At 69.7% G+C, this 13,587-nt stretch carries 11 protein-coding genes and 1 pseudogene; 6 read left to right on the top strand and 6 right to left on the bottom strand.

Annotated elements, in window-relative coordinates; all coding sequences use genetic code 11:
- Nucleotides 1–18: 18 nt before the first annotated feature.
- The 4 genes and pseudogenes from ACWGIH_RS38475 to ACWGIH_RS38460 form a co-directional block, all read right to left on the bottom strand.
- Nucleotides 19–1,038 (bottom strand): LacI family DNA-binding transcriptional regulator, encoded by a 1,020-nt coding sequence (locus ACWGIH_RS38475; protein WP_453451576.1) that lies wholly within the window; start codon nt 1,036–1,038, stop codon nt 19–21.
- A gap of 90 nt (nt 1,039–1,128) precedes the next feature.
- Nucleotides 1,129–2,481 carry a cellulase family glycosylhydrolase gene (locus ACWGIH_RS38470; protein ID WP_453451575.1) on the bottom strand — a complete coding sequence of 451 codons (1,353 nt, stop codon included), beginning with the start codon at nt 2,479–2,481 and terminating at the stop codon, nt 1,129–1,131.
- 375 nt (nt 2,482–2,856) lie between these two features.
- A pseudogene (locus tag ACWGIH_RS38465) lies at nt 2,857–3,833 on the bottom strand (ROK family protein).
- Nucleotides 3,834–4,053: 220 nt separating this feature from the next.
- The gene (locus ACWGIH_RS38460; protein ID WP_453451574.1) at nt 4,054–5,580 is read right to left on the bottom strand and encodes an MFS transporter; all 1,527 of its coding nucleotides are present in this window, start codon (nt 5,578–5,580) and stop codon (nt 4,054–4,056) included.
- A 96-nt stretch (nt 5,581–5,676) separates the two neighbouring features.
- Between ACWGIH_RS38460 and ACWGIH_RS38455 the strand changes: the two genes are divergently transcribed.
- The 5 genes from ACWGIH_RS38455 to ACWGIH_RS38435 all read left to right on the top strand — a co-directional run bounded on the left by ACWGIH_RS38455 (nt 5,677) and on the right by ACWGIH_RS38435 (nt 10,029).
- Nucleotides 5,677–6,198 (top strand): MarR family winged helix-turn-helix transcriptional regulator, encoded by a 522-nt coding sequence (locus ACWGIH_RS38455; RefSeq protein ID WP_453451573.1) that lies wholly within the window; start codon nt 5,677–5,679, stop codon nt 6,196–6,198.
- Nucleotides 6,199–6,297: 99 nt separating this feature from the next.
- Nucleotides 6,298–6,882, top strand: coding sequence for a hypothetical protein (locus tag ACWGIH_RS38450; protein WP_453451572.1), 585 nt, complete (start codon nt 6,298–6,300; stop codon nt 6,880–6,882).
- Between the two features lie 286 nt (nt 6,883–7,168).
- On the top strand, nt 7,169–8,203 hold the full coding sequence (locus ACWGIH_RS38445; RefSeq protein ID WP_453451571.1) for a LacI family DNA-binding transcriptional regulator: 1,035 nt from the start codon (nt 7,169–7,171) through the stop codon (nt 8,201–8,203).
- A 322-nt stretch (nt 8,204–8,525) separates the two neighbouring features.
- On the top strand, nt 8,526–9,209 hold the full coding sequence (locus tag ACWGIH_RS38440) for a glycoside hydrolase family 11 protein (RefSeq protein WP_453451570.1): 684 nt from the start codon (nt 8,526–8,528) through the stop codon (nt 9,207–9,209).
- 133 nt (nt 9,210–9,342) lie between these two features.
- Nucleotides 9,343–10,029 carry a polysaccharide deacetylase family protein gene (locus tag ACWGIH_RS38435; protein ID WP_453451569.1) on the top strand — a complete coding sequence of 229 codons (687 nt, stop codon included), beginning with the start codon at nt 9,343–9,345 and terminating at the stop codon, nt 10,027–10,029.
- A 129-nt stretch (nt 10,030–10,158) separates the two neighbouring features.
- Here ACWGIH_RS38435 and ACWGIH_RS38430 read toward each other — a convergent pair whose 3' ends face one another.
- A complete protein-coding gene (locus ACWGIH_RS38430) occupies nt 10,159–11,277 on the bottom strand; it encodes a Gfo/Idh/MocA family protein (RefSeq protein ID WP_453451568.1) in 1,119 nt (372 codons plus the stop codon).
- Entirely contained in the window at nt 11,262–11,939 is a 678-nt protein-coding gene (locus ACWGIH_RS38425) for a ThuA domain-containing protein (RefSeq protein ID WP_453451567.1), read from the bottom strand. Before ACWGIH_RS38425 ends, ACWGIH_RS38430 begins: the two co-directional genes overlap by 16 nt.
- 471 nt (nt 11,940–12,410) lie before the next feature.
- Here ACWGIH_RS38425 and ACWGIH_RS38420 point away from each other — a divergent pair, with 471 nt between their 5' ends.
- Nucleotides 12,411–13,469, top strand: coding sequence for a LacI family DNA-binding transcriptional regulator (locus tag ACWGIH_RS38420; protein WP_453451566.1), 1,059 nt, complete (start codon nt 12,411–12,413; stop codon nt 13,467–13,469).
- The last annotated feature ends 118 nt before the right edge of the window (nt 13,470–13,587 follow it).

The raw sequence follows: 13,587 nt of genomic DNA, 5'->3' as shown, positions 1-13,587 counted from the left end.
TCGAGCCACCGGCTCACCTCAGCGGGGGCGAGGTGGGCTGGTGCTGGCCCGGGGTGCCAACCGGGCGGCGGCCACCTGCAGATGCCCGACAGGCTCCTTGCCGATGGCGGTCAGCAAGGTCCGCGCGGCACAGGCCCCGTACTCGAAGATGTCCCGTGTCAGGGCCGTCAGTTGAGGCCGTACGGCCTGGGTGAAGGGTGAGTCGTCCCACGCCACCAGGGACAGGTCGCGGGGAACCTCCAGGTTCAGTTCCTGGGCGACCGACAGACCCGCGACGGCCATGATGTCGTTGTCATAGACGATCGCGGTGGGACGGTCCGGGGCGATGAGCAGCCTGCGGGTGGCCTGTGCCCCGTCCTCACCGGAATAGTCGGTGTGCACCACGGCGGGCTCGGGCAGGCCCGCCTCGCGGCAGCTCTCCTCGAAGGCGGCATCGCGCACGGTGGTGTGCGCGAGGTGTGCGAGTCCCGCTACCCGCGCGATGCTGCGGTGCCCCAGAGCCGTCAGATAGGCGACCGTTTCCCGGATGCTGGCTCCGTCGTCGGACCAGACGGCGGGGACGGTCCCGGCCGCGTGCGGCGGGCCGAGCGCCACCACCGGCATGTCCAGGGCCGCGAGTGCGGGCACGCGAGGGTCGTCGTCGTGCAGGTCCACCAGGAGCGCGCCGTCCACCCGGCCCTCGCCCCACCAGCGGCGGTAGAGCTCGATCTCGTCGCCGTGGCTGGTGACGGTCTGCAGCATGAGCGCGATGGAGCGCGGGGCGAGCTCGGACTCGATGCCGCCGATGAGTTCCATGAAGAACGGCTCGACGCTGAGGGTGCGTGCGGGCCGGCACACGGCCAGGCCCACGGCTCGGGCCTGCGCGCCGTTCAGCGCGCGGGCGGCGCTGCTGGGCCGCCAGCCGACCTCCTGCGCGATGGCCTTGACCCGCGCCCTGGTCTGCGCGGAGACGCCCGGCTGGTCGTTGAGCGCGTAGGAGACCGCGACCTTGGAGACCCCCGCCTGGCGCGCGATGTCCGCGATCGTCGGCCGTTTCATGCGCCCTCCTGCTGTACCGGTTCCGTGCTTCAGCGGCCGACCCTACCGGTCGGCCGCTGAAGGACGCTCATCCGGTCACTGGACCAGGGTTCAGGTGGTGGTGCAGGTTTTGCTGTCGAGCGTGAAGGATGTCGGCGCGGTGTTCGGGCCGGTGGAGGATCCGTTGAGACCAAAGCTCACGGTGCCGCCGGCGGGGATCGAGTTCGTCCAGGACTCGGGGGTGACGTGGACAGCGGCGCCGCTCTGGACGGCCTTGGCGTTCCACACCGAGTTGATCTTCTGCTGGCCGGGGAAGGCGAAGCCGAGCTTCCAGCCGTCGATCTTCTTGTCGGACGTGTTGCGGATGGTGACGTCGGCGTTGAATGAACTGCCCCAGTCACTCAGACGATAGGAGACGGCGCAGGCGCCGACCCCGCCCTCGCCCGGGTCGGTGCCTCCGCTGTCGCTGCCGAAGACGCTGGCCTCCTTGGCCGTGGCCTTGATGCCGTTGGCCCCGTCGAACAGCCTCTTGCCCCAGTCGGTCAGCCGGCTCGCGTCGAAGTCCTGGGCCAGATCGAGGTACTCGACGCCACTGCCGTTGCCGCTCCAGGACCAGCCCAGGTACCCGATGCCCTTCGACTGGGCGGTGGCCATGATGGCGTCCTCGTCCGGATTCCCGTCGGAGTGCATGTCGCCGAACTCGCCCACGACAACGGGCAGTTTGGCAGCGGTGAACCGGTTGAGGTAGTCACTGACCTCGGCGGGGGTGTCGTAGACGCCGTACATGTGGATGTCGAAGAGGATGTTACGGTCGGGGTCTGCGGCCAGCACATCGGCGGCGTTGTCGCGCATGGTGAAGGACCAGTCCTGGCCCCAGTTGGGCGCGTCGACCATCAGGGTGTGGTCCAGGCCCGCGGCCCGCAGCCGCCCGACGGCGCTCTTGGTGTCGTTGGTCCAGGCCGTGTAGTTGGTGTTGCCGAACGGCTCGTTGCCGATGTTGACCAGGACGTACTTCTCCTGGCCGACGAGGGCACTTTTGACGCTGAGCCAGTAGTCGACGGCCTTGGACAGCGATACGGCCGCGCCCGCTTCGCCGTAGCCGGTGGTGTCGTGGGCTTCCAGGACGCAGATCAGCCGGTTCGCCTTGCACTGGGAGACGACTCCGGTGACATCTGCGGTGTCGTTCTTGGTCCACTGATCGCCCGTGCCCAGCACCACGCGCACGGTGTTGGCGCCCTTGGCCTTGATGTCCTTCAGCGCCTGGTCGGTCTTGTCCGGGTACCAGGTGTGCGCGTGGTTGACGCCGCGCATCACGAAGTCCTTGTTGTTGGCGTCCAGCAGTCGGCCGTCCTGGATGTGGAAGCCGGGTGCGTCGGCCGCAGGCGCGGACGGGGCGGTGGCGAGGAGTGCGGCGCAGGCGGCGAGGAGGGTTCCCGCCGCGACGGCGGCTCGTATTCGTCTCATCTACAGCTCCTGGGTCGATGGGTGTGCCCAGATCTCGGGCAGCCCGCATCGGCGGCCCGCGGCACGATGTGTCATCAGGGGCGGTGCAGGCCGCACCCGCCGCGTCGCGGATGCGGTCCACCAGGACGCCCCGGTGCGGCGCCTGGTGGACCGCTGCCCGGGCGAGACGACTCACGCCCGGGCAGCGGCGTCCGAACGGCACGCGAGGAGCCAGTCGGCACGCCCTCCGGCCTGCGGCACGCAGGGGACGACGGGCCGGTGTTGATACTTCCGCTCGGCGACGGCCACGACACTAGGGGCCGGGTGGGCGGAGCACAACGCTTTCAACGGAACCGGTTAAGTTTCCATGAACGAAGCCGATTTCGGCGTTCCGCTCTACCGGGGCAGACCGGCACCGACATCCGGCGTACAGCGCGACAGCGCCCGGGCTGCCGCCGCTGCCCCGACCAGTCCGGCGTCCTGCTCCAACGCCGCAGGGCGGATCTCAACACCCTGTACGAAGTCCAGCGCGGCGTAGGTGTCGAGGTGGCGCCGCAAGGGCGCGAACAACAGGTGACCGGCTTGCGCCACGCCGCCACCGATGACCGCTACGTCGATCTCGACCAGAGTGGCCGTCGCGGCGATACCCGCGCCGCCAACGCCTGTGCGGCCCGGTCGAAGGCGGCCAGGGCGCGCGCGTCGCCCAGCCTGGCGGAGGCGGCGACCGCCGCAGCCGTCGCGGCCTCTCCCTCGGGCGGCGTCCACCCTGCGGCCTGCGCCTGTCGGGCGATCGAAGTCCCGCTGGCCAGCCCTTCCACGCAGCCCCTGGCTCCGCACGGACAGTCGATCCCGTCGAGGTCGACGCTGATGTGACCGATGTGCCCGGCGTTCCCCGACCGGCCCGGATACAGGCGGCCGTTGAGGACCAGGCCCCCACCGACGCCGGTGGAGACCACCAGGCACAACGCGTTGTCGACGCCCTGCGCAGCGCCCTTCCAGTGCTCCGCGGCCGTCATCGCCACCGCGTCCCCGATCAGCACGGGCTCGAGCCCGGCGAACAGCAAAGGATGCGCACGCACCTCGCTCACCAACGGAAAACCCCGCCAGGCCGGGATGTTGACCGGGCTGACGGTGCCTCGCGCAGTGTCCACCGGACCCGCACTGGCGACACCGAAGCCACGAATGACGCCCCACGCCGGGTCCTGAGCCAGCGTGTCCAGCACGTCGCTGACCGCTGCCATCACCACGCCCGCCGACTCCTGCGCCGGGGTCGGCCGTTGAACGCGCCGCGTCACCCGGCCGTCCGCATCGACCAGGGCTCCGGCGATCTTCGTGCCCCCGATGTCCAGTGCCGCGTACATGACCCTCCCCATCCGGCACGGCCAGAACGGCACGTGCCCCGAATCCACAGTCACAACGTTGGTCCACGGTGACAACGTTGTCACGAGGATACTTAACCGATTCATTAGCGCTGACGCCGAGCCGCCGACAGGTGGGCATATGGAATGGACACGATGCACCGGGCGAAAGACCGGCGCGGGACTCGTCCGGGCCGGCCGGGACCGCTGGCGGCGCGCGGTCCCTGGCCAGGTCTCAGACAGTGAGGTGCTGTTGCTTGGCGCCGGAGCCGTCGGCAGCCGTGTCGGGGGTGATGCCGTGCTGCTCGTCTTCGGGACGGCCCTTCTTGGGCAGCAGGAAGGTGATCGCGAGGAAGACCACCAGCAGACATGCCTGAACGATCAGCGCGCGATGGAAGCCGCCGGTGAAGTCACCGGTCTTGGCCTGGGCGAAGAACACCGAGCCGAAGACCGCGACCCCGATGGAGCCTCCGATCGCCTGAACCGCCGACAGGACGCCGGAGGCGGAGCCGATCTCGTCGTCGTCGACCGCGGCCAGGATGAAGCTGAACAAGGCGGCGATCACCACGCCGGCGCCGACACCCGCCACGGCCACGCCGGGAGCGATGTCCCAGATCGAGAACGAGGCGGCATCCAGGCCGTCGAGCTCGAACCACAGAACGGCCGCGCCGACCAGCTGGACCAGCGGACCGATCTGCAGCACCTTGCGGCCGATCTTGTCGGCGAGGAAGGCGCCGCTGATGGCGCCGCCGATCGCGGTTCCCACCGCGAGGGGCAGGTTGCCCAGTCCCGCGTCGCCGGCGGTGAAGTGCTGGCCGATCTGGAGGAACAGGGTCAGCACGAGCTGGGTGCCGATGAGCCCGCCGAAGAACAGGGCGATGCCGCCGAGTCCGACGGTGAAGGCCGGCTTGCGCAGCAGGCCCGGGGTCACCAGCGGCTCGCGGCCCTCGGCGGCCGTGCGGCGCTGCTGGAGCGCGAAGAGGGCGAAACCGATCGCCGAGGCGGCCATGGACAGCCACGTCCACAGCGGCCAGCCCTCCTCCTGCCCCTGGTTCAGCGGCAGCACAAGGAGGGCGCAGGACACCACGACCAGGGCAGCGCCGGTCATGTCGACCCGCACCGTGGGGTCGCCCGCCTTCTTGGGCACGAACTTCGCGGCGACGATCAGTGCCGCGATACCGATGGGCAGGTTGATCAAGAACACCGACCGCCAGCCCAGGCCGAAGAAGTCGCCCTCGATGAGGAAGCCGCCCAGGACCGGGCCGATGATGCCGCCCAGGCCCAGGACGGGCCCGAAGATCGCGAAGACCTTGGTGAGCTCGGGGCCGGAGAAGTTCTCCCGCAGCAGGCCCAGCCCCTGGGGCAGCAGCATCGCGCCGGCGGTGCCCTGCAGCAGGCGGAAGGCGATCAGCAACTCGATGTTCGGCGCGATCGCGCACAGCAGGGAGGTCGCGGTGAAGGCCCCGAGTCCGATCAGGAACATCCGGCGCCGGCCATAGCGGTCGCCGAGCCGGCCGCCCAGCACGAGCCCGGCGCCCAGGGTGAGGGCGTAGCCGCCGATCACCCATTGCAGGCCGACGGAACCGGCACCGAGGGATTTCTCCAGGTCCGGTCCAGCGACATTGACGATCGAGGCATCCAGAAGATCCATGATCTCCGCGACGATCATCACCGCCAAGATCAGCCATCGCCATCGGTAGGGCTCGGTCGTCTCGTCAGGGGTGGGGGGCGGGGACAGGTCACGCACGTCAGATACCTCCATAGTGAAGTAATTCCATGGTGAAGGTAAAGTGGTGGGCGGTAGGTTGTCAAAGCGGGATGACCGGCGGACCGCGTGACAGGAGCGAAGGGCGCAGGCATGGAGGAAGCAGTGCGCGACGGTGTCGCGGAGCAGCGTGAGCGGCTGATGGAATCGCTGAGGACCTACGGCAGCCACTACGCCGAGCTCAGCCGGCGCTTCGCCGCCTGGCTGGGCCTGCACTCCACGGATGCGACCGCGGTCCTGGAGATCGCCGCCGCCGAGGAGCGCGGCACCCCCCTGTCACCGGCGCGGCTGAGCGAGCGGATCTCCCTCTCCACGGGCGCCACCACGGCGCTGCTCAACCGTCTCGAAGCGGCGGGGCACATCACACGGGCCCGCGAGCACACCGACCGGCGTGTCGTCACGCTGCGCAGCGGCGGTCATATCCAGGAGAGGGCGGACGAGTTCTTCGGCCCGCTCGCGCACCGCCTCGACGCCGCGATGTCGCACTACCCGCCCGAGTTCCTGGAGCGGGTCGAGGCGTTCATGGCCGACCTGAACACCACCGTGGACAGCCATCTCACGGAACAGGACGCGGTGAAGGGACGTTCCCTTCGCACCTCAACACCACCGCGTTGAGGACCAGGCCCAGGGCGGCAAGCTGTTCCTACATCTCGCGCCGGTGAGTCCTGGTGCTCGGCTGTGACAAGTTACCCAAGGCCGGAGAGAATCCGGCCCATGGATGACGCGTTCACACTCCTGCGGAAAGCCGTTGACCTGTTGCCCGAAGACGCCATGACAGAGAACGGCGTGACGGTTGGGGATGTTCGCGAGGACATCAAGCGCCAGGAGTGGGAGAGCGTACTCGGCCTTCTCATCGAGTTCGGAGATGTCCATCCGATCTCCCTGGACTTCTATGAGCTTCTCGCCGAGGCCGCCCGGCAGATGATGCTCGACCGCAGCCGGCGCTGGTGTGAGTGGCGGGGCTGGGAAGTCCGGCACGGCACGGTCAGGGCGACCCTGAGTCTCCCGGAGGTGGAGAACGGCGGACGCCGGAGTGCCTTTGCCGGGGACGGTCGACTCAGACCGATGTGGGACATCGGCTATCGCACCACCGATGGAGAACGAGAGCTGAGCGTCGCACGGGTGTGGGTGGAGTTCGCGGAGGAGATCGGCCCGGGAGAGACCGCCGACGTTCGACTGGCCCCGCTGAGCCCCGCGCAGTGGAGGCATCTGAAGTGCGGTGACGTGATCACGATGCACGAGGCCCGGCCTGCTTCCGGCACGGCCACGGTCATCGAGGTTGTGCCACCTCACGGCTGAACCACCGCGTGAACCAGTGCGAGGCGACCGGCGGTGCGATGGTCGTACGTCACGCGGGTCCACCCGCTCAGGTCTCCCCGGCCCCCTCAGAACCGGACGTGCGACGTTAACCGCATCCGCCTCAAGCAAGAGCTCCTATGGACTACGCGGGTTCCTGCTCAGGAGGCCGTTTACCGTCGCTTGCATGGTGCTGGCGATGGCAGTCGGCGTGGCTGCGACGCGCAGGGCGGTCGCGGGCGGGTGAGTGGTCAACACTGCATCAGATGAGGACGGTTGACCGTGCCTTATGCTCCTGAGCATGCGAGATGACGAGGGATTGGGTCGCATCACCCTGGCGCAGGTGGCCCAGGAGGCGGGGGTCTCCATTTCGACTGTTTCGAAGGTGCTCAACGGGCGGCGCGACGTGGCGACTCCGACCCGCGTGAAGGTGGAGCGCATCCTGGACGAGAACGCCTACCGACGCACAACTCGGGCCGCTCGCGAAGCGCCGCTCATCGAGCTCGTCTTCCACGAGTTGGAGAGCGTGTGGGCCCTGGAGCTCATCCGCGGGGTGGAGAAGGTGGCGAAGGCCAGCGGTGCAAGTGTGGTGCTCACCGAGAGTGGTACGCGGCATGCGCCGGGGCCCGAATGGATCGAGGGTGTGCTGCGGCGCAGGCCGCGCGGTGTGGTCCTGGTCTTCTCGACTCTCCCCACCGAGGTGAAGCAGCAATTGCGGTCGCGCACCATCCCGTTCGTCGTCATCGATCCGGCCGGGGACCCTGACCCGGACGTGCCCTCGGTGGGCTCGGCGAACTGGAACGGCGGCCTGGCCGCCACGCGGCATCTGGTCCAGCTCGGCCACCGGCGCATCGGCATCATTACTGGCCCCGAGGACATGCTCTGCTCGCTCGCCCGGCTCGATGGGTACCGTTCGGCGCTCAGCATGGCCGGACTGCCGGCAGACCCCGAACTCGTCCGGTACGGCGACTTCCACGTCGAGGGCGGTCGTGAGCGGGCGGCCGGACTGCTCGATCTGGACGATCCACCGACCGCAATCTTCGCGGGCAGCGACCTTCAGGCCCTCGGTGTCCTGGAGGCGGCCCGGCTGCGGGACCTGCGTGTCCCGCACGATCTGTCCGTGGTCGGCTACGACGACGTGCCCTTGGCCCAGTGGTCGAGTCCCCCGCTCACGACGGTGCACCAACCCCTGCGAGAGATGGCCGAGGAGGCGGCGCAGATGCTGGTGCGCCTGCGGTCGGAGGAGCCGGTGGCGACCAGAGTGGAGCTGGCGACGAGTCTGATCGTGCGCGAGAGCACGGCGGAGTGCCGACAAGGCCGATGACGGCCCGTTGTCGCGTTGCGGGCTGGTGGCCGCACAGCGGGTCTCGTGACCATCCGAAAAACTTTCGGCTGACCACTGGAGTTGATTACCCGTCACCTTGGCTCAATCTTGCCTCGGGGCGTCATATCTGTTGCTGCGTCGCTCAGTTATGCCTGTGGCCAGGTGCGATGGCGCACAGCTGAGGGCGGCCGCGGGCCTAAAGTTTCGCTTGCCTTGCCGAAACAGTTGACAGTGTGTCGGCCCGCCACCAACCTATCGACGTCGACACGCACCTCAATGGCTGTGCAGCCTCTCGCTGGCCCCACCAGGAGGAAGCATGAACATGAGCGACCCGTCCCCCGCACCCCCGATGAGCCGCCGCACTTTCATCGGCGCCGCCGGCGCCCTGACACTCGGCGCCTCCGCGCTCGCGCTGCCGGGTACCGCGTACGCGGACACGACCATCACGACCAACCAGACCGGCACCAACAACGGTTACTACTACTCGTTCTGGACCGACGCCCCCGGAACGGTCTCCATGACCCTGTCCTCCGGCGGCAGGTACAGCACCTCATGGCGCAACACCGGGAACTTCGTGGCCGGCAAGGGCTGGGCCAACGGCTCCCGCAGGACCGTGAACTACTCGGGCACCTTCTCCCCCTCCGGCAATGCCTATCTGACGCTCTACGGTTGGACGTCGAACCCGCTCGTCGAGTATTACATCGTCGACAACTGGGGCACCTACCGGCCCACCGGCACGTACAAGGGCACCGTCACCAGTGACGGCGGCACCTACGACATCTACAGGACCACGCGGTACAACGCCCCGTCCGTCGAGGGCACGCGCACCTTCGACCAGTACTGGAGCGTTCGGCAGTCCAAGCGCACGGGCGGAAGCATCACCAGCGGCAACCACTTCGACGCCTGGAGCCGAGCCGGGATGCCCCTGGGCAGCTTCAAGTACTACATGATCATGGCGACCGAGGGCTACCAGAGCAGCGGCAGCTCCAACATCACGGTGTACTGAGCGAGTTGGACAGCCCTTTTTCGTGATGGTTGCGGCGGTCGCGCCGCGAGCCGCCTACGGACCGACATCGCGCGACCGCCGCCATCTCCAGGTGTCGCAACAGATTCCCGAGCCGGAGGACCCACTGATGAAAATGCGCTCACCTCACTCGCTGCGTTCCCTGACAGCAGGGCTGGCCGTCGTCACCATGGCCGGCGCATGCACCCTCACCGTCAACAACGCCGCCTCGGCGCAAGCCGCCGCCTGCACCGGTTACGTCGGCCTCACCTTCGACGACGGCCCGTCCGCCAGCACGCCGGCTCTGCTCGACGTGCTCAAGCGGAACGGGCTGCGCGCCACGATGTTCAACCAGGGGCAGTACGCCGCCGCCAACCCCTCCCAGGTCCGCGCGCAGGTCGCCGCCGGCATGTGGGTCGCCAACCACAGCTACACCCACCCTCACCTGACCCGTCTCAGCCAGTCACAGATCGACTCGGAGATCTCCCGCACCCAACAGGCCATCGCCAACGCCGGAGGGGGCACACCCCGGCTGTTCCGTCCCCCGTACGGCGAGACCAACGCGACGGTGCAGTCCGTCGCGGCCAAGTACGGCCTGACACAGATCATCTGGGACGTCGACTCACAGGACTGGAACGGCGCCAGTACCGATGCGATCGTGCAGGCCGCCGCTCGGCTCACCCACGGCCAGATCATCCTCATGCACGACTGGCCCGCCAACACGCGCGCCGCGATCCCGCGCATCGCGCAGGGACTGGCGGCTCGCGGCCTGTGCGCCGGCATGATCTCTCCGCAGACCGGCCGCGCAACGGCTCCGGCCTGACCGCCGCACGCCCGGGGTCCTGCACGACGGCGCCTCCCCCTGCGTCACGTGGCGTACCGCAGGGGGACGTCCGCGAGAGGCCGGCTGTCAAAGCCCGACCATCCCCGGCGTCGGATGTCCGGCATCGGCTCACTCGGCCTCGGGCCGCGCGTGGGCGGGGACGGCGGTGGGCCGCTCACCCGCACTCGTGACGGTGATGCTTTGCCCGGTGTCGGACGCGGTGAGCAGCGACTCCATGATTTCCAGTACGTGGTAGGCGAGGTGGCCGCTCGCACGGTGCGGGGTGCCGGTGGCCAGGGAACGCGCGAGATCGGCGATGCCGTAGCCGCGCCCGGCTCCCGCGTAGCCGCCCTGGACGGGGACGTCCTCCCATGATCCGGTCCCGGCCCTGAAGAGGCGCACCGGCCCGTCGAAGCCGTTGGGGTCGGGAACGGACAGGGAGCCGTCGGTGCCGTACACCTCAATGCGCGGCAGGTGGCCGGCCCAGACGTCGAAGGACATCACCAGCGTGGTCAGCGCCCCGCACTCGTGCTCGAGGACGCCCGTGACGTGGGTGGCCACCTCCACCGGGAAGGCGGTACCGGCCCGCGGGCCGCCGGCGACGGTGCGCACCGGACGCGAGGTGGATGTCATGCCGACCACTGTGCGTACCGGACCGAGCAGCGTGACCAGGGCGGTGAGGTAGTAGGGCCCCATGTCGAACAGGGGGCCGCCACCGGGCCGGTAGTAGAACTCCGGGGCGGGGTGCCAGAGTTCATGGCCCGGCGTGACCATGAAGGCGGTGGCGGCGACAGGTGTGCCGAGCTGCCCCGCGTCCAGGACCGCGCGGGCGGACTGCACCCCTGTGCCCAGGACCGTGTCCGGAGCACAGCCCACGCGCACGCCCGCGCTGTCGGCCGCGGCCAGCACCGCCCGGGCCTCGGTGGTGGTCGCGGCCAGCGGCTTCTCGCCGTACACGTGCTTGCCCGCGGCGATCGCGGCATGGGCGACGTCGGCGTGCGCGGCGGGGACGGTCAGGTTGAGGACGAGGTCGACGTCCTCGGCCGCGTACAGCTTGTCCGGGGTGGTGGCGCGAGCGCCGGGGACCGTGGCCGCGACGGTGAAGGCCCGGGTCTCGTCCAGGTCGGCGACCGCAGTGACGGGCAGGTCCGGCAGGGTCGCAAGCGTCCGCAGATACGCCCCGCTGATCTGTCCGGCGCCGACCACCCCGATGCGCAGGGGCGAGCGGGCCGTCACCGCGTCGCCCATGCCATGCCGTTCCTGATCATCGCGTCGGTCTGGGGTACCTCCAGGTCCGCGAGGCTGTGTCCGAGTGCGGTGACGAAGACCCGGCCCTGGCCCCAGCGCCGCGTCCAGGTCACCGGTACCGGTGTGCCAAGGAGTTCGGGGTGGTCGGGATCGTGGCCGTACAGGGAGGTTGCGAGCACCTCGATCGCCGGGTCGACGTGCAGGTAGTACTGCTCGGTGGTGACGGTGAAGGCGTCGATGCCGGCCAGCACGGGGTGGTCCGCCTTGCCCGGCACGGGGACCACCTCGAAGGTGATGAACTCCTCTGCGTGGTACACAAACTGACCGCCCGTCATCAGGTGGTAAAGCGGTTGGGGACGGAAGGCGTCGATGATGCCGCCGTGCCAGCCGGCCAGCCCGGTGCCCGCGCGGACGGCCCGGCTCAGACCTTCCACCTGAGGGGCGGTGATCTCGCCCATCGTCCAGCACTGCACCACGAGATCGGTCGCGGTGAGCAGGTCCGCGTCGAGGTAGCTGTCGAGGGTGTCGGAGACCGTCACCGCGTAGCCGTCCTCCTTGAGGGCGGTGACATGACGGTCCGAGGCGGCGACGGGGGCGTGCCCCTCCCAGCCGCCGCGGACCACCAGCGCCCGCTTGCAGGCCATGGTGCGGGAAGGGGCCATGGGTCCTCCGTGGGGGTGTCGGATGCGGCGGCGAGGAGGCCTGCGCCACGCAGGGGCGTGCGTCACGCACGCGGGCAGAGGTCCTTGCACAATCGGGGAATGGTGCGCCGGGAACTTCCGGGAATCTTTCGGCAACGTCGCCGCAACTTAGGGCCGCTCCCCGCCCCTGTCAACGGGGCCGCCTGCCTCGTGCCTGCCCCCGCTGGGGCGAACCGGCCGGAACGGCCTCGGCGTTGGAGGTCCCCGCGCATCCGTACGACGGTCGCGAAGAGGGCGCCGCCGTGTCCGTGCGGCGCCAACTGGCCTGGCGGGCCGACGTTCTGGAGGCGGGTCGCGCAGGGATCGAGGGGCCGTGCGTCCGGCCGGTCGTAGGGACCGGGGGCTTGACCGGCACGTGGTCGACGGCATGTCCTACGGTTTCCGGAAGGCATCCGGAGATTTTCGGATGACGAGTCGACGGAGGTGAGGAACGTGGCCGGGGAAGGCGCTCAGCGCAAGGCGACCACGCGGAGCCCGGACGGGCCGGCCAAGGTGACGATCGCCGAGATCGCGCGGGAGGCCGGGGTCTCGGTCCCGACCGTCTCGCGGGTCGTGAACGGACGTTCCGACGTGTCAGCGGCCACCCGCGCCCGGGTGGAGGAGCTGCTGCGCCGGCACGGATACCGGCGCCGGCCGCCCGCGCCCGGAGACCGTGCGGCCCTGCTCGATCTGGTCTTCAACGACCTGGACAGCCCGTGGGCCGTGGAGATCATTCGCGGCGTCGAGGAGGTCGCGCACGAGGCGGAGGTGGGCACGGTGGTCTCCGCGATCCATGACCGGGCGGGCGCCGCGCGGCAGTGGATGACCAATCTGCGGGCCCGCGCCTCCGATGGCGTGATCCTGGTGACGTCGGTCCTGGAGCCCGGGCTGCACGAGGAGTTGCAGCGCCTGGGCGTGCCGCTTGTGGTGATCGACCCGGCAGGGTCGCCCGCGACCGAGGCGCCGATGGTCGGCGCCACCAACTGGGCGGGCGGGATGGCGGCGACCGAGCACCTGCTCGGCCTCGGGCACCGGCGGATCGGGTTCATAGAGGGCCCGCCCCGGCTGCTGTGCTCGCGGGCCAGGCTGGATGGTTACCGGGCCGCGCTCGACGTGGCGGGTGTGCCGGTGGACGACGAGCTGATCGTGCCCGGTGACTTCTACCATGCGTCCGGATTCGCCGGCTGCAACCGGTTGTTGGACCTCGCCGAGCCGCCTACCGCCGTTTTCGCCTCCAGTGACCAGATGGCGCTGGGTGCGATCGAGGCCTTGCGCCGGCGCGGCCTGCGGGTGCCCGAGGACATGAGCGTCGTCGGTTTCGACGACCTGCCGGAGGTGCGCTGGAGCGCACCGCCCCTGACCACGGTGCGCCAGCCCCTGGCCGACATGGGCAAGTTGGCGGCCCGCACTGTCCTCGATCTCGCGCGCTCCGTGGCACCCGTATCGCCGCGCATCGAGCTGGCGACGGAACTCGTGGTCAGGGCCAGTACGACGGCCCCGCGCGGCCTGTAGCGCGGCAGGCACCCGGACCGGGGGGGGGGGCGGGCCGGTTTTTTTTATGGGGGTTGGCGCCCCCCCCGGGTGGGGGGCCTTGGGGGGCGGAGAACGGGCGGTGTGGGTTGGCCTGGCG

Source organism: Streptomyces sp. NPDC054872, from assembly GCF_053610705.1.
This window is presented reverse-complemented; position numbering and strand designations above follow the sequence as displayed.

What these genes read in the sequence shown, in the direction of transcription:
- ACWGIH_RS38475 (WP_453451576.1), bottom strand. Translation starts at nt 1,038, where the DNA reads ATGAAACGGCCGACGATCGCGGACATCGCGCGCCAGGCGGGGGTCTCC.
- ACWGIH_RS38470 (WP_453451575.1), bottom strand. Translation starts at nt 2,481, where the DNA reads ATGAGACGAATACGAGCCGCCGTCGCGGCGGGAACCCTCCTCGCCGCC.
- ACWGIH_RS38460 (WP_453451574.1), bottom strand. Translation starts at nt 5,580, where the DNA reads ATGGAGGTATCTGACGTGCGTGACCTGTCCCCGCCCCCCACCCCTGAC.
- ACWGIH_RS38455 (WP_453451573.1), top strand. Translation starts at nt 5,677, where the DNA reads ATGGAGGAAGCAGTGCGCGACGGTGTCGCGGAGCAGCGTGAGCGGCTG.
- ACWGIH_RS38450 (WP_453451572.1), top strand. Translation starts at nt 6,298, where the DNA reads ATGGATGACGCGTTCACACTCCTGCGGAAAGCCGTTGACCTGTTGCCC.
- ACWGIH_RS38445 (WP_453451571.1), top strand. Translation starts at nt 7,169, where the DNA reads ATGCTCCTGAGCATGCGAGATGACGAGGGATTGGGTCGCATCACCCTG.
- ACWGIH_RS38440 (WP_453451570.1), top strand. Translation starts at nt 8,526, where the DNA reads ATGAGCGACCCGTCCCCCGCACCCCCGATGAGCCGCCGCACTTTCATC.
- ACWGIH_RS38435 (WP_453451569.1), top strand. Translation starts at nt 9,343, where the DNA reads ATGCGCTCACCTCACTCGCTGCGTTCCCTGACAGCAGGGCTGGCCGTC.
- ACWGIH_RS38430 (WP_453451568.1), bottom strand. Translation starts at nt 11,277, where the DNA reads ATGGGCGACGCGGTGACGGCCCGCTCGCCCCTGCGCATCGGGGTGGTC.
- ACWGIH_RS38425 (WP_453451567.1), bottom strand. Translation starts at nt 11,939, where the DNA reads ATGGCCCCTTCCCGCACCATGGCCTGCAAGCGGGCGCTGGTGGTCCGC.